We start from the raw sequence: 20,917 nt of genomic DNA on the forward strand, positions 1-20,917 counted from the left end.
GACACTCTAAAGAGTTTGATTATACCTTCAAAATAGGAGTTGGTTTACATTAAGAGTGTGATTATTTAAACAACTACTTGGAGGCGACCATTGTGAAAAAAGAGTACGGTAATAGACAGGTTTATTTTGTCGGTGGCGGAATTGCATCCCTAGCGGGCGCTGCTTACCTGGTCAGAGACTGTGATTTTCCGGGACAAAACATTCACATTATTGAAGAGATGAAGATTCTTGGTGGTAGCAATGACGGCGCAGGTGACGCTGAACATGGTTACGTTGTCCGCGGCGGCCGTATGCTCAACGATGAAGCTTATGAGAATCTCTGGGAACTATTAACAACGATTCCTTCTGTCGACCGTCCGGGGTTGTCTGTGCGGGATGAAATTATTGCTTTTGATACCGCTAATCCAACACACTCAAACGCCAGACTTGTAAATAAAGACGGCAAAGTAGAAGATGTATTGTCCATGGGTTTTGATATGGCTGATCGTCTCGCTATGGGCAAGCTGATTATTACACCAGAAGATAAAATGGGTAAAGCGCGTATCAACGACTGGTTCGCCCCTCACTTTTTCACAACAAACTTCTGGTATATGTGGGCTACTACTTTTGCATTCCAACCTTGGCACAGCGCTGTAGAGTTTAAAAGATATATGCTGCGTTTCTTCCATGAATTCCCAAGAATTCAAACACTGGAAGGTGTAACTCGCACTCCTTATAACCAATATGATTCCATCATTCTGCCTTTGCACAAATATCTTGAACCATTCGGTGTCGATTTCACACTGAAATGTACAGTTACTGATCTGCAGTTCAAAAAAGGTGACGGAATTACCGTAACCCAAATGAATGTAGTGCGCGAAGGTGTCAAAGATGTGATTGATGTAAAAGAAGATGATCTCGTAATTATCACAAACGGTTCTATGACCGAAGGCTCCAGCCTTGGCTCTATGACTTCTGCTCCACGCCTTAACGGCAAGGGAAGCTCGTGGAAATTATGGGAAAACATCGCTTCCAAGAAACCAAGTCTTGGCAATCCTTCTTCGTTCGATGATCATGTAGACGGTTCGAAATGGGAGTCCTTTACTGTAACTTTCCATGACTCCAAATTCTTCGATCTGATGGAAAAATTCACACGTAACCGTGCCGGCACAGGCGCTTTGGTCACATTTAAGGATTCGAGCTGGTTTATGTCCGTTGTACTGGCTTACCAACCGCATTTCCGCAATCAGCCTGAGCATGTTAAAGTGTTCTGGGGTTACGGACTGTATCCAGACAAAGTTGGGGATTTTGTGAAAAAGAGAATGTGTGATTGTACCGGCGAAGAAATCATGCAAGAATTGATCGGTCATCTTCACTTTGAAGAACATAAGGACGAGATCATGGCTACCGCCAACTGTATTCCTTGCATGATGCCTTATATCACTTCTCAGTTCATGCCTAGACTCAATAGTGACCGACCAAAAGTTGTCCCTGAGGGTTCCACAAACCTGGCCTTTATTGGACAATTCTGTGAAATTCCAGATGACGTTGTATTCACTGAAGAATACTCCGTAAGAGCAGCGAGAATTGCGGTATATACTCTACTTGGTATCGAACGGCCTATCGAGCCAATCAACCAATATCAATACGATGTACGTACACTATTCTCAAGCTTTGTTACATCTTTCAGATAAAACCACAATCAGCGGCGAGCGCTTCCGGATATCGGGAGCGCTTGTTTTTGAGTGTGGGAAGCAACAAAAGAACAGGTTTATCAAAACAAAAAGAGCTGAGGGCTCCCTCAGCTCTTTTGTTTTACTCGAATCCAAACTTTAAATATTGCAAGATCCATCTGCGCAGCCATCATCGGTAGATACTTCAGAATTCCCCTTACCAACCACTTGCAACGTTGGTCCTGCTTGTTCCTCCGCCCACACAGTATCCAGTACCTCTGTAAATACAGGACCTGGTTGTGCACCAGATAAAGCATATTTATTGTTGAATACAAAGAAAGGTACACCGGTAATATTAAGACGGCTTCCTTCTTCAATATCGCCATTAACCTCATTCGCAAAAGCATCCGTTTCCAGCATTGCCGCAGCTTCTGCTTGATCCAGACCTACTTCAGCAGCGAGTGAAGCCAGTACACTGCGATCTCCAAGATTTAATGAATCCGTAAAGTAGGCGCGCAGCAGACGTTCGGACATTTCTGCACCTTTTCCCTTTGTGCTTGCAAAATGACTCAGTCGGTGACTGTCGAAAGTGTTGGTATGCTTCACTGTATCAAAATTAAATTCCAAGCCCACATCTTTAGCTTGCTCCGCTAGTTGTGCGTTCATTGCTTTTGCTTTTTCTACGGTCATCCCGTATTTGGCAGCCAGCAGCTCATGAATACTCTTGTCTGTACTTACCTCTGCATGTGGATCCAGTTGAAAGCTACGGAATACTACCTCTACTTGATCACGGTTCGGGAATTGGCTTAGCGCATTCTCCAAACGTCTTTTGCCAATATAACAAAAAGGACATGCATAATCGGACCAGATATCTATTCTCACGAAAAAACCTCCTAATATTATTGATAATTTGTAGCTGTTATATAAGAGTAATAACTAAATATATGTCGCTTACTATTATATAGTTAAAAACTCAAAATTACAAACTTAACTTTTATTAAAATAACATTTATAGATGTGAATGCTAAAGCAAAAAGTAAACGAAAGTGGTATATACGCTCCCCTTCAGGGCAGATAAAATGAAGTTACACCAGAAATTCCGAAGGGAGATCCCCATATGCATGATGTATCTATAGTGATACCTACCCGTAACCGTATAAACGACCTTACAGTGTGCATAGAGTCTATAAGCAAGCAGACACAGCTAAACAATGTCTCCATCGAGCTCTGGATTGTAGATGACGGTGAGATTCCTGTAGAAAGATTAACCTATTATCGTAACATAATGAACAAATTGCCACAGGCTGAGTTTCGATATCATCGTAAGACTAATCCGGGACTCTGGCTTTCCCGTTATGAGTCACTTGGACTAGTAAATGCTGAAATTGTGCTTCATTTAGACGATGATGCAGAATTAGATGATTCCTTATATATTCGACGATTGCTTGATACTTATGCAGCGGACGATTCAATTGTCGGTGTAGGCGGTGTGGCAAAAGGAATGCGCAGCAGCAAACCGGGCCGGCTGTTTGGCATGCTGACCGGACAAATGTCTGGATCCCCGGGCAGATTATCCCCAAGCATGTTTGCAGGCTCCCTATTCCTCTGGGGAGAGAAGGAGCAGGTTTTTGAGACGGATTTTTTTCACGGCTGTAATATGTCATTCCGGCGCTCAGCATTACAAGATATGAAACCCTATCCCTGGATGACAAGTTACTCCATTGCCGAGGATATTTACTTGTCTCATTTGGCTAGCCGTTATGGCAAGCTTGTCATTAACCCGGCTATGAAAATCATTCATCATGAGTCGCCGGGATCTCGGGATAAGGCGGGCGTTGTTGCAAGAGCTACTGCCATCAATCATTATTATCTGCTCAACTTACGTAAAGCACCCCCTATGAATTATGCCGCATTGATCTGGACGTTAACCTGTCTTACAGGTAAAGAAACTCTCAAACGAAATTTTAAAGCCGTTAGCGGTTATGCCAAAGGAATCCTTTTCGTAATGAATCCTCGTAAAAACAAATACCGTGAATACATGCTAGATTAGCTTAATAGCTACCTCTATATCCACAGCGTTGCTCCGAATCAGATTGCGGGGCTTTTTTTTCGTGCAGACGGAGTTGTACGTAAATACGCCATGAAATTAATTTCCATCAACTTCTGATCTAGGGTATGATAGTAATAATGTGTTTTAGAAACTAACTTTATGGATGGTGGAATATGTTCAAGAACAAAAAAACGACGTTGATCCTCGTTGTTATCGTCATCGTCGTCATAGCTGTCGGCGCTTGGCTAATTACTAAAAATAAGGATGACAAAGCGACGGAAACACCGGGTGGCGCAACAGCTTCAGGAAAAGGCGAAGCCAAGTCACTCTCACAGACCTTTTATATCTATGACACGGTCGTGAATATCAAAGTGTTCGGAGAAAATGTAGCCCAAAAAAATATGGATGATATCCAGCAAATGCTGGAGCGCATGGATATGGAGCTTAGCCGTACAAAAGAAGGCGGCGAGGTTTACGCAGTCAATCAAGCAGCAGGAAAAGAAGCGGTTGTCGTTTCGGACGAGACCTTAGATGTTGTAAAACAATCCGTGCAATATGCAAAAGAAATGGACGGGCTATTCGATCCCACGATTGGTCCGCTGATCGACCTCTGGAACATCGGTAGTGGCGGAGATAAAGTCCCTGATCCAGCAGCTATCGATGCAGCCAAGAGCCTAACCAATTACAGGGACGTTGAAATTGACGAGGCTGCTAAGACCGTGAAGCTACTGAAGGAAAATATGGTACTGGATCTTGGAGGTATCGGCAAAGGGTATGCTGCTGACCGTATCGCTGATTATTTAAAAGAGCAAGGCCTTAACAGTGCAATGATCAACCTCGGCGGCAGCAGTATTATTGCGTTAGGTACGAAACCAAACGGAACGGATTGGAATATTGGTCTGCAAGACCCTGACCAAAGCCGCGGCACACAACTAGGAACGATTAAAATCGCGGATGAGGTCATCGATGCTTCTGGTGTTTACGAACGTTATTTTATGCAAGACAATGTTCGTTATCACCATATTCTTGATCCACGCACAGGTTACCCTTCTCAGAACGGTCTCAAAAGCTTGACCATTATGAGCCCTAATGCAACAGATGCGGATGCTTTGTCCACTGGGGTGTTCTTGATGGGGATCGAAGAAGGTATGAAATATCTGGAGTCGTTACCTGAAGATGTAGAAGCTTTCTTTATTACCGATGACAACAAAATCTACGCCACACCAGGCATTAAAGAAAGAATGAATCTGACTGACCCTACGTACAGCTTCGCTGATTAAATTTAGTTGAAAAGAGCTTGCCCCCATAAAGCCGTTGTTGGCTTTGGGAGGCAAGCTCTTTTATTGTGGATAAAGGGGCTTTGGCGTGGCTGAGGGATATTCATTGCCCATTCATCGCCCAGCAGCCTGATAATTAGGGAATTCCTCCCTAAAATCAATAGATTTTTTCAATGTAAACCTTCGATTAGGGAAAACCTCCCTAAAAATCACCCGAATATGGCTATAACCATGTTTATTTAGGTTTTATTAGGGAGGAATTCCCCAATAACCTCAATTTCACGCTCTAACCGGTTCAATTCAGGGAGTTTTTCCCTAATTAATTCCCGATCAAGATTTTTGCAGCACCAAAGGCAACTCGCTAAATTCCTTATAATTCGTGAAAATATAACTAGGCTTATGATCCGTAGCCGGCTGTCTGCCTCTCGGATTATACCAGCAGACCTTCCAGCCAGCCGCAAGCGCTCCTACTACATCATTAGCCCAGGTATCGCCTATATAAAGTGAATGGTCTGGTGAAGTGCCAGACTGCTGATTTACATGCAAAAAGAGTTGCGGATCTGGTTTGGCCAGACCTACAGCGTCAGAAATAAAAATCATCTCCTCGGGGATCATCTGATCCAGACCTAATCCGCGAATCTTTTTCATTTGATGATCTTTGGGTCCATTCGTAATGATGCCTACTTTATGACCAGCAGCAATGAACCTTTCCAATTGCTCCCGGACTCCATCTATCATTTGAATGGTGTACTGACGGCCAATGTATGCCGCTTGTACCGCCGTGGCTTGGTCACGATCAAGCTGTAGACCATACTCTGCAAAAGCAAGCTCCAATCGGCGTACCCTAGTTTCCTCCAGCGGAATTTCTCCACGTAAATACATAGGCCATAATACATCACTATGATGTCTTACTTTATAAAATAATTCCGCAAAGTCCAGACTGCTCTCATCCGGTTTAAGTACTTGACGCACCGCTTCTTTAAATGGAACCAAATGATCATATAAAGTATCATCAAGGTCAAAAAAGATTGCCAGCTTATTACTTGTATCCACTTTAACGCCCCTTACTCGTCTTTCTCTCTAGCTTTAGAAAAAAAGGTTATAGGTATAAAAATCATCATCCCGAATGTAGCCATGCGCTTCATATAAGCGCTGTGCCCCCACATTCGCCGTCATTGTTGTCAGGGACAAGCCCTTCGTATTCGTAGCGAGCGCATGAGCTCTGGCACTTTCCAGCAGCTTGGAGCCGAGCCCATGGCCTCGCAGTTCCGCAGTTACATATAGATCATTCAATATCCAGAGACGCTCCATAGAAACCGATGAAAAAGAGGGATAGAGCTGAGTGAAGCCCCACGCTCTTTTCTCCTCGCCTTCTCCCCCCACCGCAATAAAGATTACCGGTTCGTTCAGCTTCAATCGATCTGATAAAAAAGCACGTGCACCATCCAGATCAGAGACTGCCCCATAAAATACCCGATACTCATCAAACAATGGGATAAGCCGTTCCAAATCATCATAGATCGCACGTTCAATACGATAGTTGTTCATCCTCAGCGCTCACTTTCCGGCTTGGGCCGTTTTAACGTTATTGTATATTTCAGCCGTACCGTGCACCATGGAGCGAACGCCAGATCATTTGGACAATTATTCTTATTCTTTGGAATCGTAGAACACATGCCGGGCACTGACTTTACCCTCTTCGATATCCAAGATTCCGAAGGAATACAGTTTCTCACGTCGTTTATCTGTTGGCGATCCTGGATTAAAGAGCAGAATCCCATTCTCTTCCCGCAATAAAGGCTGATGCGAATGACCAAAAAGAATACAATCCACCTTATCGTTCGCAAAAGCAAGCAGCGCATTCCCGTCCGTTCCTTTGCGGGAGTGTGGCGTATGCCCATGGACCATTCCGATCCGGACTCCCTCAAGCGTTAGCAGCTTACGCTCCCCGAAACGCTCAATGATCTCTATTCCATCGTTATTTCCAGCAATCCCTTCCACTGGAGCTAATTCAGCCAACAAATCGTAGATTCCCATACTCACCCAATCTCCAAGATGCAGAATCAAGTCTACATTCCGGAATTCAGCAACAAGCGCTTTGGGCAGAGACTTAGCCATTCTTGTCATATGTGTATCTGATACCACGCCTACTTTCATATAACTCAGCTCCTAATCTATCATACTCATCTCATAATCAAATAATTGTACGATTTGCTTAAACGAGAAGCAAGTTCTGTGACTTCTCCCACACAGAAAAGCCGGGTACACCCCACTAACACAGGGCATATCCGACTGCCATTAAGTAATTACGAAGAAATCATTTACGCTTACTACCTTCTACAGTATTTAGCATCCCAACTCAGTTCTCTCTATCCTGCCAATTCCATAATCTTACTTCTTCAACATGAATATTACTGACCCATTTTTCTTCCTTTAACTTGAGCAACTCTTTAACCGGACCGGTTACGACAGCTCCATACAGCCTAACTCCGTTCTTCTCCAGATAGCTAATGGAGTCATCCAGATCAATAAACGGAATTACCTTGTTGGCGATCGATTTATGCTCCTGCATTAAGTGCAGTGTCTTAAGGAAGTTCGCATTACGCAGTTCACCATCCCCATATGAGTCAACAGATGGAGAAACACTCGTGCGGCTAGTCACCCCTCCAAACCAACCCCACTTTTTCTTTGATTCTTGTGTCACCTTCATATCATCAGCATGCCAGATAGGCATACTTGGAAATCCTAAGGGATCATTTATTACTGGCTCTTGTGTCCTTGGACCTGTATCTGCTGCGAACCATAAAAGTTCAAGATTTTTATGCTGAAACTTCTTCAATAGCTCATCTGTCGTAAAAAATTGTTCAAAAGACAAATAGGCTTCTCCTACCGTACCTTCAGGGAGCTTCTCTAGTTTTTCCCACTCACTGCTGTCATCCATCCTATTTTCTGCAGACTGGTTCTCAATGGGATAGATAAAGTAATTACCTGTCCCACTGCGTTCATATGTCCATGAATAACTATAGATTCTAGGCCAGCCTAATAGAAACTTCATCGAATAATCTCCAACATTAATCCGCGCATCACCAATTTGTTTTATTATTTCACCCTGCAGATTCATACTAAAAAACGGTCCGGAATCGCTACTCAAATGGACGATCGTATTCGGCTGTGAAACAGCAATTGCGGAAGAAACGACATCACGGTAAGTCTCTCCTCTTTCTCCAGTGCTATAAAATACCGCTGTGATGATACTGCTGACAATCAAAAAAATCAAAAACGCAGAAATCACCGTTAAAGTATTCGATATACGTGCTTTCCACTTGCCACGGCGGATGATCTTTTTTTCTTTGCCGGGTCTGTTTCTTTTACCCTTTCCGAATTTTATGCTCTTCTCCTCATCTGGAGCCGGCTTTTCTTCGCCCATGAGTTCATCCAGATAAGCCTGGTAAGCTTCCATCTTCTCTAACTCACGCTCAACCTCATCCCTATCCTCATCAGCAAGAGTGCCTTCGCCATACCTTCTTAACTTCTCCTTAAACTCTTCACTCATGTTCATTTCTCCTCCGCTCTGCCTCACGCAGCTTCTGTCTGGCCCGAAAGATCAATATCTTATATTGGGACAAGCCCACATCCATAATGTCCGATGCTTCCCGATAACTCAGCCCATGAAAATCATGCAGCAGCAGTGCATTTCTCTGATTGTCCGGTAGCTCACTTACCGCTATCCTCATCTCTTCCCAACGTTCCTGATGAAGCAGTGTGCTTTCTGTGGTATCTGGATGAGCAAGCTTTTTGAAATAATCCTCACTCTGAACTGTACTGCGACCTTCCTTTCGCTTGTAATCTACGAAGGCGTTATAAGCGACACGGAACAGCCATGGTTTAATCTTCTCTTCTTTACAATTCTCCAAATGTAGATAAGCGCGATAAAAGGTTTCTTGCATCAAATCTTCAGCCGCATAATGATCACCACAAAGGGAGCGCAAATAGCGGTAAATATCCATCACATACATCTGATATATTTCATCCAATGAATTTCGCTTCATGCACTCCCCCCTTAACCTAACCACGTATCCCAGCCTGAAAAGTTACAGATAAATTTAGCAACTAGTATGAATATACCAGTAAATCTATGGAAAAAAGCGAAAAAAGCCTGCTGGCAAGGAGTATTACTCCCGCCAACAGGCTTTTTAATTCACCAAGTTACTCTGCTTACAGAACAACTTCAACTTCTTTGAGCATTTCGCTAACGGATATTAAACCGCCACCGGACAAATACCAGTAGTTAGGATCCAAGTAGATGATCTTACCGTTTTTAAAGGCATTTGTATTCTTCACTAGATCGTTTTCAACTGCTTTTTTAGCTGAACCGGATTCACCGCCATCACTCTTCACAACCGCATCTCTGTCTACTACAAACAGATAATCCGGGTTCTTATCCGCTACATATTCGTAAGATACGCTTTGTCCGTGAGTGGATACTTCAATTTTATCATCTGCCTGTGCAAATCCGAACATGTCATGGATAATCCCAAAACGGGAACCTGCACCGTAAGCACTGATTTTTCCTTCATTCGCGAGAATAACAAGTGCTTTTTTGCCATCAGCTGTTGCCTTCGTATTCAAAGCTTTGATGGAATCATTGATAGTCGCAAGCTCAGTTTCTACTTCTGCTTCTTTTCCAAAAATTTGACCCAGCATTTTCACGTTATTCGTAAAAGATTCCATATAGTTTGCATTATCTACAGCCACATACAGAGTAGGTGCAATTTTGCTGAATTCTTCATAAGAATCCTGTTGTCTGCCGGAAATGATGATCAGGTCCGGAGAAAGACTGTTTATTTTTTCGAAGTCAGGCTCTTTCAAACCACCAACATTCTCATATTTAGCATCGTTATATTTAGAGAGATAAGCCGGTACATTACTTTGAGGCACTCCAGTCACCTCTACGCCCAGTTTATCCAGCGTATCCAGTGTACCGAAGTCAAAAACAACCACTTTTTGCGGATTGCTTTTGATAGTTGTTTCGCCAAGCGCATGCTTGAAAGTAAGCTCTGTCGGTGCTGTAGTTGCTTCCGTTGTTGGTGCAGTAGTAGCCTCCGAATTGCCTGCCGCTGCTGTATTGTTATTTGAAGTTGCTGCATTATTGGAGCCGCAAGCCGCCAAGATTACCGCAAGAAATACTGTCATCATCAGTAAAGATAAGTTCTTCTTCAATGTATTCACCCCTAATTTTTATAGTGAAGCTATTTGAATTATTCGCGTATGCGTTAAGAAGCTGGCGCCTTTCACTTCTTACGTTACGTCATAATAATATCCGCATAGTAATAGTTACCTTTTTAGAAATAGACACCGATTTTTCGGCCTCCTATAGTTTCAATAGGAATGTCCATGTCATATACCTCTTTAAGAACTGCAGAATCTATAATTTCATCCGCTGTACCCGAGGAAGCTACTCTTCCATTTTTAAGCGCAACAATGTAGTCAGAGTAACAAGAAGCAAAGTTAATATCGTGGATAACGAGCACAATCGTCTTCCCCTTCTCGTCCACCAAGCGGCGAAGCACCTTCATAATTTGGACGGAATGCTTCATATCAAGGTTGTTGAGCGGTTCGTCGAGCAGAATGTACTCTGTATCCTGAGCCATGACCATGGCAATATATGCCCGCTGGCGTTGCCCTCCACTGAGCTGATCAATATATTTATCCTGCATTTCTTGGAGATCCATGTAAGCAATCGCTTCGTCAACGAACGCCCGATCCTCCGGACTCAGCTTCCCCTGTGAATACGGGAATCTCCCAAAAGAAACGAGCTCCTTCACAGTGAGGCGTACGCTAATATGATTGGACTGCTTTAACACCGATATTTTACGAGCAAGCTCATTACTTTTGCAGGTACCGATTTCCTTACCTTCGATCAGCACCTCTCCCGCGTCTTTGGAGATAAGTCTGCTGATCATGGAGAGCAGTGTACTTTTACCCGCACCATTTGGTCCGATAAACGAGGTGATTGCGCCCTTTTTAATGGACAAGGACACATCATCAACGACGGTTACTCCGCCATAACATTTGGTTAAATTTTTAACTTCTACCACGACTTATTCTCCTTTAACAGCAGATAGACGAAGTAGACGCCGCCTGCAAAATTGATAATCACACTAACCGTAGTATTAAATCCAAAAACACGTTCGACCAGGAACTGCCCACCGACAAGCGCAACAATACTCAGCAGAATCGTTCCAGGAATCAGATAGGCATGCTTATAGGTACGGAACAGCTGGTGTCCCACATTAGCTACCAACAAACCTAAGAAAGTGATTGGCCCCACTAGAGCCGTCGAGATCGAAACGTAGATAGATACAATAACTAGCAGCCTTTTGACCACATAGTCATAATTGATCCCCAGATTAATGGCTTCATCTTTCCCAAGCGAAATAACATCCAAATACTTAACAAATCGCAAGAAATACAACGTAGTTAGCGTCAGAACAATGGTAGAAAGAATCAATAGGTCACTGCTGACATTGTTGAAGCTGGCGAACATTTTCCCCTGTAGAATCAGGAATTCGTTCGGATCAATAAGCACTTCCATAAAAGAAGACGCGCTCTGGAACATCGTCCCCATGATCAGCCCTACCAGCAGCAGGAAATAAATATTTTGTCCTTCCCTACGGAACATTAGCTTATACAATACGCCTGAAAACAGGACCATGAGGCACGCAGAGAACAAGAAGTTGATGTTTTTATTCATAAAGGTCATATTCGATGAACCTAAGGCATAAACACCGAACGTCTGGATTAACATGTACAGGGAATCGAGCCCGAGAATACTTGGTGTCAAAATACGATTGTTCGTGATGCTCTGAAAAACTACGGTAGAGACAGCTATCACAGCTCCGGTAATCAGAATGGCCGCCAGCTTTCTTCCCCGGCTGGGCAGAACGTAGTCCCAATTTCCCAAAGCATGATACGTCATAAACAAGACGATGAGGGCGACAGCACTTATTGATAATATAGTTAGTTTTGTCTTCATCTCTAGTTCGCCTTTCTTCTCATCAGCAAGTAGATAAATAGACCACTACCGATGACGCCTACCGTGAGACTGATTGATATTTCATATGGATAGATAATGAGCCTGCCCAGAATATCGCAGAACAGGAGGAACACCGCTCCGAGAATGGCTGTATGCGCCAGACTTTTTTTGAGGTTATCCCCTATGTACAACGTTACAATGTTAGGTACTACTAGACCCAGAAATGGAATCGTACCTACGGTTAAAATGACAACAGAAGAGATTAACGCTACAATTACCAATCCCACGTTGACCACCGCTTTGTAGTTCATGCCAAGATTGACGGAAAAATCCTCGCCCATACCGGCTACCGTAAATTTATTAGCGAAGAGATACGCCAGAATGACAAGTGGAATGCTGATATAAATTAATTCGTATTGGCCTTTGATAATCGTCGAGAAATCCCCAAGCATCCAAGATGAGATATTCTGAATCAAATCATTTTTATACGCAAAAAATGTTGTAATCGAACCTACAATGTTTCCGAACATGAGTCCGACCAGCGGGATAAAAATACTATCCTTGAACTTGATCCGATCCAGGATTCTCATAAAAATAAAGGTGCCCAATAGTGCAAAAACAAAAGCAACAAGCAATTTCTGCATTGGCGTTGCGCCTGTGAATAACATGAGGGATACGAGAATACCAAATTTCGCGGAATCCATCGTCCCTGCCGTAGTCGGTGAGACGAATTTATTGCGTGACAGCTGTTGCATAATTAATCCGGCAATACTCATGCTGACTCCAGCGATAATCAATGCGGCTAACCGGGGAATCCGGCTTACCAGCAAGGTCTGTGCTTGAGATTCTGTAAGATGAAAGAGATCTAATGGGGATATATTTTTAACGCCTATAAACAAAGAAATAAATGAAAATACTATTAGAAGTAGGGACAAATATTTTAGTTTCATGAGTTGTTCCTTATCTGTTTAATAGTTTACAAATACGATTTTATGATAATGATTTTCATTCGCAATGTTTTAAATTATACCTAAGCCCACTTTGAGGGTCAACCCTTTCATATACTTAAATTTAAAATAATTAAGACTTAGGCTTATCTGCTTAAGTTACATAAAAAAAGACACCCTAACGGGTGCCTCTTTAATCTCTGCCATATTTTTAGCGCGAAGCCATAGGATTTATTTAAATTTCTTCCAATCCTGATTACTGTTCTCCAGCAAATGTGCAAAATCATTATCCAACCGCTTCTGCTCAGCCTTGCGCTGATCTTCCACTGCCTTACGGGCAGCTTCTTTACGGTCATTTTCCTCCGCTTTCAACGCATCAGATTGCGCCTTCAGCTTTCCTAGAACATCACTGCTTAGCAGGTCTTTTAACGTAGCAGGGCCATCATTCGTAGCGGCTCTTGGTGTGGTAGGCATTTTCTTTTTTTTAGCCACTGTCCATCATCCTTTCTAGTACTGAATTAAATTGGAATTTGTTTAAGTTATTGGTCTTTTCGTTTATAATGTTTACTAAGAGGTGAGCCCTATGAAGTCCAATGATTTATGTCCCCGGCTACAAAAAAGTATGGATATTATCGGCAGGCGTTGGACTGGTTTAATTATCTACCAGCTCCTTCAAGGACCCCAACGTTTCAATGTAATTGAAGCGGCATTGCCCATCAGTGGAAGACTGCTCTCCGAACGGCTCAAAGAGCTGGAACAGGAAGGGATCGTTCTTCGAGAAGTGTTCCCAGAGACCCCCGTGCGAATCCAATATTCTTTGACGGATAAAGGTCTTGCCCTGGAATCAGTCATCCGAGACTTACAGAGTTGGTCCAAAGAATGGGTCGATTGCGACACCGATAATCTAAATCCAACTCTCAAAATGTAAGCGTTTTATCTGGTATTTTAGACTTTAAGGCCTACAATGACTAAATCGCGCTCTATACCGTCAAGTTCAGCCACACCAGGCAGCATTCCCCACTCTTTAAAACCAAATTTTTTCAGCAAACCAAGGCTTGGATCATTATGTCCAAACACAAAGCCGACTAGATTCTTAATTCCGAGACTAGGGGCTTTCTCAATGGCCTCTGTCAGAAGAATTCTGCCAGCACCACCACCACGGAACTTTTCATTCACGTATACGCTGATTTCTGCTGTTGCATTATACGCTGGACGACCATAGAAGGATTGAAAACTGAACCATGCTGCAATTTCATCTCCTTGCTTCAGTACCCATAAGGGACGGTGATGGCTGTTATGCTCAAGAAACCATTTCTCCCGGTCTGCAACAGTAATGGGTTCCAGATCTGCAGTTACCATCCTCCCAGCAATCGTTGAGTTATAAATATCTACAATAGCTGCTAAGTCTGCAGATGTCGCATCTTCAATTCTGCTGTTCTCCCAATTCATCCCTTAATTCCTCCAAATGTGTTAATTAACTCAGGCCGACCTGCTCCTGGCTCCATTGCCACAGCCGTTCGGCCTCTATTGTATTCTGCGCTCTGGGAGACAGTTGTTTAATCTTTCTTCGATAATAATATTGACCGGTTACCTCTTCAAGATCAGGATCTGTAGCCAAATAAATCGCTGTATCGGCGCCTTGTTCAGGTGTTAAGAAAAAGTATGAGAGTAACTTAAGTACCGACTTGCCGAAGCCTGTCTGCCGGTTTACACCTATATTCGTCCCCACTGCACCTGGATGCAAGCAATTCACCGTCACCCTTGTTCCGTGAAGACGCGAAGCCAGCTCCCGCGTGAACAGAATATTGGCTAGCTTGGATCGGGCATAGGCTTTTGCAGGATTAAAACGGCGAGCCAGGGTTGGATCTTCATAATGGAGCGCACCTATTTTGTAAGCACCGGAGGCAACCACAATGATACGGCCTTGCTCTGCTGCCTGCAACGACTTAAGTAACAGATTTGTAAGTAGAAAATGCCCCAAATGATTTACGCCAAGATCCATCTCAAAGCCGTCCTTCGTAAGCTGACGCTTAATCGTGACTACCCCGGCGTTATTGATAAGTATGTCTAGCATCGGATATTTCATAGTAAATTCCTCAGCAAAGCTGCGAATGCTCTCAAGTGAAGCCAGATCACACAACATGAGCTCGATATCCTCGGAGTGGCTCTTTTGTTTGGCGGCAGCAAGTGCTTCTTCTCCCCGCTGGCGATTACGGCAAACCATAATGACTTTGGCTCCCTTGCGAGCCAGTTCAACTGTTGTAGCCAGCCCCATACCGGAATTCGCTCCGGTAACAAGTGCGATTGTTCCTCTCATTCCAAGAATCACTCCTCTCTCAACAACCGTACCCGAATAAGCTTTAGCCTAACCTTAGGAGAAGTATATTTAAAGATATGTTACACCAACTAGTAGGGTTAAGAAAAGCTTCATGTCATGATTAGCCAACGATAGTTATAGTTCGTCAGGTGCGTCTGGTCTATTTTTGATCTATAATAGGAATATTGCAGTTCTAATCGTGAAGTTGAAAGGGGAACACCAACTATGAATAATGCTCTGACAAGCCTAGAGCAGCAAATGGCGGGCGAAGGTCTGGATGCCCTGCTCGTAACAGATCCCAAGCATGTCTACTACTTAACCGGCTTCGCCAGCGATCCGCATGAACGTTTTCTGGGTCTGCTGCTGATACGCGGAGAAGAGCCTATGCTCATTCTGCCTGCATTGGATGCAGAAGCGGCTCAAGCGGCTTCTTCGGTCACCAAAATCCTAACTCACAGTGACACTGATAATCCCTATAACCTGCTAAAAGATTGTTTCGGCAGCAGCAAGCTTGGAACTCTTGGCATAGAGAAGGAACATTTCTCAGTAGCCCGTTTTGAACACCTAACCGCTGCTGTTCCAGCTGAACGGTTTAGTGATATTGGTCCATTGCTGCGCAGCATGCGCTCCAAAAAGACCCCGGATGAAGTTAAGCGCATGAAACATGCCGCTGAGCTAGTTGAGGAAGCCTTGCGCCGCGTTCTTACCCACGTAAAAACAGGCGTTACAGAAAACGATCTAGTAGCGGAGCTAGAATATCTAATGAAAAAGGTTGGCGCTTCCGGTCCTTCCTTCGACACTATGGTGCTTTCTGGTCCGAAAACTGCCCTACCTCACGGTGTTCCTGGCAACCGGGTCATTCAGCCAGGCGATTTCCTGATGTTTGATATCGGGGTGTATGCCGATGGTTATGCTTCTGATATTACACGTACCTTTGCAATTGAATCCGTGGACGACAAGCTAATCACTATTTATAACACTGTGCTGGCTGCCAACGAAGCTGGGATCGCTGCCTCCAATCCTGGAGCACCTTTCGGCTCAGTCGACAAAGCTGCACGTGATGTAATTGAGGAAGCTGGATTCGGGGAATATTTCTTGCACCGTGTCGGACACGGACTGGGCATGGATGTTCATGAATATCCATCACTTCACGGACAGAACGATGACATTATCGAGATCGGCAATGTGTTCACCGTTGAGCCAGGAATTTATGTGCCTGGACTAGCGGGTGTGCGTATCGAAGATGATCTGATTATTACAGCTGAAGGCGCAGAGACCTTAACAAGCTTCCCTAAGGAACTGACTATTCTTCATTTGTAGAAAAGAATTACAAGCCACGGTCAAAAACACAGAGCAGCGATTCCTCCAATAATGAGAGAATCACCGCTCTGTGTTTGTTTTTATTTAAACCTGTGTTCCCCACATCCCGCGAATCGACCCAGCCTCTTTAACCATCCTGCCGACCAGCTCCGCGACTGTAGGTATATCTTGGATCATTCCTGTTACTTGACCTGCCCAGCCGATGCCCTCTTCTTTGATACCATCATAAATCCAGCGCTTGTTGGCTGTACCACTGATATATTCTTTTAATGCTTCATAGGTCGGTGTCACGCGCTCGATTTCAAGAATTTGATCAATGTAGTCACTACGCAACACTCGTGCGGGTGCTCCAATAGAACGTTTGATTACAACCGTATCCGACTCTGAGCTTTCTACTAAAGCTTTTTTATAAGAAGCAGCCGCGTGCACACATTCCACTGTAGCAACGAAACGAGTGCCCATTTCGATTCCCTCAGCCCCAAGCGCATGAGCAGCCATCCATCCACGGCCATCTCCGATCCCTCCTGAAGCAATCACAGGGATATTAACCGCATCGACCACTTGAGGAACGAGCACCATGGTTCCAACATCGTCACGCCCTAAGTGACCCCCGCCCTCTTGCCCAACAACAATAACCGCAGAAGCGCCTAATTGTTCGGCCTTTTGGGCTTGTCTGCGTGAGGAGACGAGCACGAGCGTTTTAATATCGGTGGGCAGTAACATTTCCAGTATAGGGGCAGGATTCCCTCCAGTGAGGCTCACCACGGGAACCTGCTCGTCGATGGCGACCTGCACCCGGTCTTCATAACCAATCCCATGCATGCCGATAGCAAAATTAACACCAAATGGCTTGTCTGTTAGTGTTCGTACCCGCCGTATTTCTGCACGTAAGGCCTCAGCATCCGGAAGACTCATTGCTGTGACCTGACCCAGTCCACCGCTATTTGAAACCGCAGCCGCGAGGTCTGCATAACCTAAATAAGCAAGTCCTCCTTGAATAATAGGATATTCTATGTGCAATAACTCCGTAATACGGGTGTTCCATTTCATCTTCATCTACACCTTTCCTATCTTTAAGCAAAGCAGAATCACGGCAAATAAAAGGGCAACTCCCCCTGCCAGATAATCTATCTGCTGAAATTGCAGTCTTTTAAAAGAAGTCCTTCCTTTACCATTACCATAAGCACGCGCATCAATTGCATAGCTCAGCTGTTCGGCACGTTGAATCGTTGTGAAGAGCAGAGGAATAATGATCGGAATGTACGCGTATATCCGTTTAGGCAGTGACAATACTGTAAGATCATAACCTCTAGCCTTTTGTGCGAGAAAGATACGATCAAGCTCCTCCTTGAGGGTAGGGATAAAACGGATCGCAATCACTATCATTAAAGAGAACTGTTCTACGGGTACCCCCAATTTGGATAGAGGGGCAAGCAGCTTTTCCAGACCATAAGCTAAGTCCAGCGGCTTAGTAGTTAAGGTTAGAACTGAGGCTAACAAGATGAGCAATATAATACGCCATACAAAACGTAATCCTGTTCGCAGTCCCTCTTCAGTCACCTCGATAAAAACCCATGACCAGAGAACCGTCCCTTTGGTGAACAGGGCATTGTAAACTAAAGTAAACAATAAAATAAATAATACCGGCCGCAGCCCTCGCCAAAAAAATTGCACAGGAACTTTAGACAGTAATAACATTCCCAATACAAAAAAGGTTGCAATAACATAACTAAGCCCCGTACCAAGCATCATAAAGCTAAGCATGAGCATCACGATACTTACAAGCTTTGTACGTGGGTCTAAACGATGAAAAATCGAATGTGTCTCCACATATTGACCGACTAATACGGAATCAGCCATGCCCTTGCCCCCTCGAATGCCAAATCGGCAAAATCGCTTCGAGGATATCCTGCTCTTTACAGCTGGCAACTTCAATCTTCTGGTCAGATAATTCCTCCATTAGCTTCAAGAGCTGTACGGGTTCAGGCAAGGATAGTCCAAGTTCCAGCAGTAATTCTTCCTTTTCCAGAAACAATGTTCTGATATCATGATGCCCTTTTAACTGACCTTCATAAAAAACAATGACCTCATCCGAGTATTCGGCAACATCATCCATCTGATGCGAAACGAAGAGGATCGTGTGATTGTCTTGTTGCTGCCATTCCTTTAGTAGCTTCAGCAAAGACACTTGGCTAGCAGGATCGAGACCCGCTGTCGGTTCATCCAAAATCAGCAGCTTCGGATTTGTCATCAGTACAGAGGCAATAGCTACACGGCGCTTTTCACCACCGCTTAGCTGGAATGGATTTAAGGGGAGAAATCCCTCTGACAAACCCACTTGCGGCAAAATCGTTTCAATCGCCTCTGTAATTTGCTGACGTGAAGCGCCCTGTTGATTCAGAGCAAAAGCAAGCTCCTTATACACCGTTGTTTCGAATAGCTGATGCTCAGGATATTGAAAAACGAAACCCAACTCAGGGACAACCTTTAAGCGCCCTTTGGCATCTCTGCTGGCAGGCTGCTGATTAATCCAATAGTCTCCTTTTACGGTGGGAATCAAGCCCTTCAGCACTTTGACAAAGGTAGACTTTCCTGCGCCTGTTGGACCGATAATAGAAATCCATTTGCCCTCAGGAATAGTGCAGTTTATATTGTGCAAAGCCACATGATCGGCATAGTTCACACTTAGATTTTTTAATTGGTAGACCATTGTGATCGAATTATCCCCTTCCAATCGGCTGTTAGCGGTGCTGCTGAATGGAGCAATGTATGTACACGCACTGCGAAGGGCAGATGTAATTGATAGTCCGCAACAGGCATGGTTTCAAAAAAAGTCAGTGGATCGCCGTCAAACTCAAGTCGTCCTTGGTGCAGGAGCAATACGCGTTCTGCTGCAAGCACTTCCTCCATATGGTGGGTGATATGAATAAGGGTCAGGCCTTGACGATGCAGCTCTTGCATGATGGAAAGAACCTGCTGTCTTCCCTGAGGATCAAGCATTGAGGTAGCCTCGTCAAAAATAATGACTTGCGGGCGCATCGCCAATATAGCTGCGATAGCGACACGTTGCTTTTGACCTCCAGATAGCTGATGTGGCATAGCCTCCAGATAATCCTCCATATGAACGGCCTGTAAGGCATGATCCAATCGGCTGCGCATTTCCTCCCTCGGCACACGGATATTCTCCAAACCAAAAAGCACCTCATCCATAACGGTTGTGGTAATAAATTGATCCTCTGGATTCTGAAAAACAAAACCGATTTGCTGATGAATCTCCGCAAGATCCGTTGGTTTTGCCGTATCCAAGCTCTTAAATTGTACAGCCCCTTTTCGTGGCAGCAGCAGTCCGTCCATGAGCTTTGCAATAGTGGATTTGCCAGAACCATTCGCGCCAACTATCGCCACAAACTCCCCTGCTTCTATCGTAAAGCTAATATCCTCCAGGAGAGGTTGTCCCTTTTTATAATAAAAACAAACTTGATCGAAGGTAAGCATTTATTCACTCCCCTTTTGAAGGTGCCAAGCAGCAAAAAATGCCTCAATGCTGTTCTCGGAAAATGCAGGTGCAGGCTTCTCCCATTTTGTCACTTTTGATCCATTCACAGCAAAGATTTCACCGGTTAAATCCGCGTCGGACTCCCTCAATAATGCAGTCACGAAGGAAGCAATATCCTCCGGGTCACCTATTCTCCAAAAGTCAGGCAAAGGTTCATTCCGACTGGCATGTTTTTCCCTCAGATGGTCAATTATAGGTCTGGTCATATCCGTTAACGCCGCTGGAGAAATCGCATTGACCCTAATCTGGTCACGTTTCAGCTCTGCTGCGAGCGTCCACATCATGCCGAGTATTCCAGCCTTGGCTGCACTATAATTCACCTGACCCACGGAACCTGCTAGTCCAGCAGCAGAGGTCATCAACAGGATATCCCCACCTGTTTCACGCATATGTGGTAATACTCGTTGAATGCAGTAATAAGTGCCATTTAAATGCACATCCAGAACAGTCTTCCACTGTTCATCCGTCATACGTTGACATTTCTGATCCTGCACAATTCCCGCGTTAGCTATCAATACCTCGATACGACCGTATCGGGCAATGACCTCACCTACCATAGCAGTGACTGCGACTGGATCGGCTACATTAGCAGCGTACCCTAGTGCCTCTCCGCCTGCCTGGCGGATCTCGCGCACAACCTCATCGATTAAGACTTGTTTCGTACCATTTACAACCACTATATAACCTGACTTACCAAGCTGCATGGCGATACTACGTCCGATCCCTCTTGTTGCTCCAGTAATTAAGGCTACTCTATTCATC

The 20,917-nt window shown here is 44.3% G+C and carries 23 protein-coding genes; 5 read left to right on the top strand and 18 right to left on the bottom strand.

Translation table 11 applies throughout. The features are described 5' to 3' along the window. The first annotated feature begins 92 nt into the window (after positions 1-92). Entirely contained in the window at positions 93-1,673 is a 1,581-nt protein-coding gene (locus NST45_RS21035) for an oleate hydratase (RefSeq protein ID WP_038569194.1), read from the top strand. Positions 1,674-1,811: 138 nt separating this feature from the next. On the opposite strand, the gene NST45_RS21040 is transcribed toward NST45_RS21035, so the two are convergent. Next, positions 1,812-2,534, bottom strand: a complete 723-nt coding sequence (locus tag NST45_RS21040; RefSeq protein ID WP_036681863.1) for a DsbA family oxidoreductase — start codon at positions 2,532-2,534, stop codon at positions 1,812-1,814. A 235-nt stretch (positions 2,535-2,769) separates the two neighbouring features. On the opposite strand from NST45_RS21040, the gene NST45_RS21045 reads away from it, so the two are divergent. Continuing rightward, positions 2,770-3,702, top strand: coding sequence for a glycosyltransferase family 2 protein (locus tag NST45_RS21045; protein WP_076104804.1), 933 nt, complete (start codon positions 2,770-2,772; stop codon positions 3,700-3,702). A gap of 173 nt (positions 3,703-3,875) precedes the next feature. Further along, a complete protein-coding gene (locus NST45_RS21050) occupies positions 3,876-4,982 on the top strand; it encodes an FAD:protein FMN transferase (RefSeq protein WP_036681858.1) in 1,107 nt (368 codons plus the stop codon). A gap of 327 nt (positions 4,983-5,309) precedes the next feature. On the opposite strand, the gene NST45_RS21055 is transcribed toward NST45_RS21050, so the two are convergent. From NST45_RS21055 to NST45_RS21100, 10 genes are all read right to left on the bottom strand, one after another. Then, the gene (locus NST45_RS21055; RefSeq protein ID WP_038569192.1) at positions 5,310-6,032 is read right to left on the bottom strand and encodes an HAD family hydrolase; all 723 of its coding nucleotides are present in this window, start codon (positions 6,030-6,032) and stop codon (positions 5,310-5,312) included. Positions 6,033-6,065: 33 nt separating this feature from the next. Then, positions 6,066-6,527 (bottom strand): GNAT family N-acetyltransferase, encoded by a 462-nt coding sequence (locus NST45_RS21060; RefSeq protein WP_038569191.1) that lies wholly within the window; start codon positions 6,525-6,527, stop codon positions 6,066-6,068. A 102-nt stretch (positions 6,528-6,629) separates the two neighbouring features. Then, positions 6,630-7,136, bottom strand: a complete 507-nt coding sequence (locus NST45_RS21065) for a metallophosphoesterase (protein ID WP_036681852.1) — start codon at positions 7,134-7,136, stop codon at positions 6,630-6,632. A 202-nt stretch (positions 7,137-7,338) separates the two neighbouring features. Then, the gene (locus tag NST45_RS21070; protein WP_038569190.1) at positions 7,339-8,532 is read right to left on the bottom strand and encodes an anti-sigma factor; all 1,194 of its coding nucleotides are present in this window, start codon (positions 8,530-8,532) and stop codon (positions 7,339-7,341) included. Then, on the bottom strand, positions 8,525-9,028 hold the full coding sequence (locus NST45_RS21075) for a sigma-70 family RNA polymerase sigma factor (protein ID WP_038569189.1): 504 nt from the start codon (positions 9,026-9,028) through the stop codon (positions 8,525-8,527). Before NST45_RS21075 ends, NST45_RS21070 begins: the two co-directional genes overlap by 8 nt. 166 nt (positions 9,029-9,194) lie before the next feature. Continuing rightward, entirely contained in the window at positions 9,195-10,199 is a 1,005-nt protein-coding gene (locus NST45_RS21080) for a siderophore ABC transporter substrate-binding protein (protein ID WP_280513452.1), read from the bottom strand. 122 nt (positions 10,200-10,321) lie between these two features. Continuing rightward, positions 10,322-11,077, bottom strand: a complete 756-nt coding sequence (locus tag NST45_RS21085) for an ABC transporter ATP-binding protein (protein ID WP_038569188.1) — start codon at positions 11,075-11,077, stop codon at positions 10,322-10,324. After that, entirely contained in the window at positions 11,071-12,015 is a 945-nt protein-coding gene (locus NST45_RS21090; RefSeq protein WP_036681842.1) for an iron chelate uptake ABC transporter family permease subunit, read from the bottom strand. Before NST45_RS21090 ends, NST45_RS21085 begins: the two co-directional genes overlap by 7 nt. 2 nt (positions 12,016-12,017) lie before the next feature. Continuing rightward, entirely contained in the window at positions 12,018-12,965 is a 948-nt protein-coding gene (locus NST45_RS21095; RefSeq protein WP_076104809.1) for an ABC transporter permease, read from the bottom strand. A 228-nt stretch (positions 12,966-13,193) separates the two neighbouring features. Continuing rightward, positions 13,194-13,454, bottom strand: coding sequence for a YqkE family protein (locus NST45_RS21100; RefSeq protein ID WP_076297144.1), 261 nt, complete (start codon positions 13,452-13,454; stop codon positions 13,194-13,196). A gap of 91 nt (positions 13,455-13,545) precedes the next feature. On the opposite strand from NST45_RS21100, the gene NST45_RS21105 reads away from it, so the two are divergent. Then, complete coding sequence (locus tag NST45_RS21105; protein ID WP_036681832.1) at positions 13,546-13,890, top strand: helix-turn-helix domain-containing protein; 345 nt, start codon at positions 13,546-13,548, stop codon at positions 13,888-13,890. A 17-nt stretch (positions 13,891-13,907) separates the two neighbouring features. Here NST45_RS21105 and NST45_RS21110 read toward each other — a convergent pair whose 3' ends face one another. Next, a complete protein-coding gene (locus tag NST45_RS21110) occupies positions 13,908-14,411 on the bottom strand; it encodes a GNAT family N-acetyltransferase (RefSeq protein ID WP_036681829.1) in 504 nt (167 codons plus the stop codon). A 25-nt stretch (positions 14,412-14,436) separates the two neighbouring features. Further along, positions 14,437-15,279, bottom strand: coding sequence for an SDR family oxidoreductase (locus tag NST45_RS21115; RefSeq protein WP_036681828.1), 843 nt, complete (start codon positions 15,277-15,279; stop codon positions 14,437-14,439). A 225-nt stretch (positions 15,280-15,504) separates the two neighbouring features. Here NST45_RS21115 and NST45_RS21120 point away from each other — a divergent pair, with 225 nt between their 5' ends. Next, a complete protein-coding gene (locus NST45_RS21120) occupies positions 15,505-16,599 on the top strand; it encodes a Xaa-Pro peptidase family protein (RefSeq protein WP_036681827.1) in 1,095 nt (364 codons plus the stop codon). 84 nt (positions 16,600-16,683) lie between these two features. On the opposite strand, the gene NST45_RS21125 is transcribed toward NST45_RS21120, so the two are convergent. The 5 genes from NST45_RS21125 to NST45_RS21145 are packed head-to-tail and all read right to left on the bottom strand — an operon-like array spanning position 16,684 to position 20,916. Then, positions 16,684-17,649 (bottom strand): nitronate monooxygenase family protein, encoded by a 966-nt coding sequence (locus NST45_RS21125; RefSeq protein ID WP_339823687.1) that lies wholly within the window; start codon positions 17,647-17,649, stop codon positions 16,684-16,686. 6 nt (positions 17,650-17,655) lie between these two features. Beyond that, positions 17,656-18,459 carry an energy-coupling factor transporter transmembrane component T gene (locus tag NST45_RS21130; RefSeq protein ID WP_339823689.1) on the bottom strand — a complete coding sequence of 268 codons (804 nt, stop codon included), beginning with the start codon at positions 18,457-18,459 and terminating at the stop codon, positions 17,656-17,658. Then, positions 18,452-19,309: an ATP-binding cassette domain-containing protein gene (locus NST45_RS21135; protein ID WP_076316908.1), complete on the bottom strand. Its 858-nt coding sequence runs from the start codon at positions 19,307-19,309 to the stop codon at positions 18,452-18,454. Before NST45_RS21135 ends, NST45_RS21130 begins: the two co-directional genes overlap by 8 nt. Continuing rightward, a complete protein-coding gene (locus NST45_RS21140) occupies positions 19,294-20,094 on the bottom strand; it encodes an energy-coupling factor transporter ATPase (RefSeq protein WP_076215948.1) in 801 nt (266 codons plus the stop codon). The genes NST45_RS21135 and NST45_RS21140 overlap by 16 nt, the downstream gene beginning before the upstream one ends. Beyond that, positions 20,095-20,916 (bottom strand): SDR family NAD(P)-dependent oxidoreductase, encoded by an 822-nt coding sequence (locus tag NST45_RS21145; RefSeq protein ID WP_081389278.1) that lies wholly within the window; start codon positions 20,914-20,916, stop codon positions 20,095-20,097. It abuts the gene before it with no gap. Position 20,917 lies beyond the last annotated feature (1 nt).

Source organism: Paenibacillus sp. FSL R7-0163, assembly GCF_037969975.1.
GTDB classification, from domain to species: Bacteria; Bacillota; Bacilli; order Paenibacillales; family Paenibacillaceae; genus Paenibacillus_AQ; species Paenibacillus_AQ odorifer.

What these genes read in the sequence shown, in the direction of transcription:
- NST45_RS21045 (WP_076104804.1), top strand. Translation starts at nt 2,770, where the DNA reads ATGCATGATGTATCTATAGTGATACCTACCCGTAACCGTATAAACGAC.
- NST45_RS21050 (WP_036681858.1), top strand. Translation starts at nt 3,876, where the DNA reads ATGTTCAAGAACAAAAAAACGACGTTGATCCTCGTTGTTATCGTCATC.
- NST45_RS21060 (WP_038569191.1), bottom strand. Translation starts at nt 6,527, where the DNA reads ATGAACAACTATCGTATTGAACGTGCGATCTATGATGATTTGGAACGG.
- NST45_RS21065 (WP_036681852.1), bottom strand. Translation starts at nt 7,136, where the DNA reads ATGAAAGTAGGCGTGGTATCAGATACACATATGACAAGAATGGCTAAG.
- NST45_RS21070 (WP_038569190.1), bottom strand. Translation starts at nt 8,532, where the DNA reads ATGAGTGAAGAGTTTAAGGAGAAGTTAAGAAGGTATGGCGAAGGCACT.
- NST45_RS21075 (WP_038569189.1), bottom strand. Translation starts at nt 9,028, where the DNA reads ATGAAGCGAAATTCATTGGATGAAATATATCAGATGTATGTGATGGAT.
- NST45_RS21090 (WP_036681842.1), bottom strand. Translation starts at nt 12,015, where the DNA reads ATGAAGACAAAACTAACTATATTATCAATAAGTGCTGTCGCCCTCATC.
- NST45_RS21095 (WP_076104809.1), bottom strand. Translation starts at nt 12,965, where the DNA reads ATGAAACTAAAATATTTGTCCCTACTTCTAATAGTATTTTCATTTATT.
- NST45_RS21105 (WP_036681832.1), top strand. Translation starts at nt 13,546, where the DNA reads ATGAAGTCCAATGATTTATGTCCCCGGCTACAAAAAAGTATGGATATT.
- NST45_RS21110 (WP_036681829.1), bottom strand. Translation starts at nt 14,411, where the DNA reads ATGAATTGGGAGAACAGCAGAATTGAAGATGCGACATCTGCAGACTTA.
- NST45_RS21115 (WP_036681828.1), bottom strand. Translation starts at nt 15,279, where the DNA reads ATGAGAGGAACAATCGCACTTGTTACCGGAGCGAATTCCGGTATGGGG.
- NST45_RS21120 (WP_036681827.1), top strand. Translation starts at nt 15,505, where the DNA reads ATGAATAATGCTCTGACAAGCCTAGAGCAGCAAATGGCGGGCGAAGGT.
- NST45_RS21125 (WP_339823687.1), bottom strand. Translation starts at nt 17,649, where the DNA reads ATGAAATGGAACACCCGTATTACGGAGTTATTGCACATAGAATATCCT.
- NST45_RS21130 (WP_339823689.1), bottom strand. Translation starts at nt 18,459, where the DNA reads ATGGCTGATTCCGTATTAGTCGGTCAATATGTGGAGACACATTCGATT.
- NST45_RS21135 (WP_076316908.1), bottom strand. Translation starts at nt 19,309, where the DNA reads ATGGTCTACCAATTAAAAAATCTAAGTGTGAACTATGCCGATCATGTG.
- NST45_RS21140 (WP_076215948.1), bottom strand. Translation starts at nt 20,094, where the DNA reads ATGCTTACCTTCGATCAAGTTTGTTTTTATTATAAAAAGGGACAACCT.
- NST45_RS21145 (WP_081389278.1), bottom strand. Translation starts at nt 20,916, where the DNA reads ATGAATAGAGTAGCCTTAATTACTGGAGCAACAAGAGGGATCGGACGT.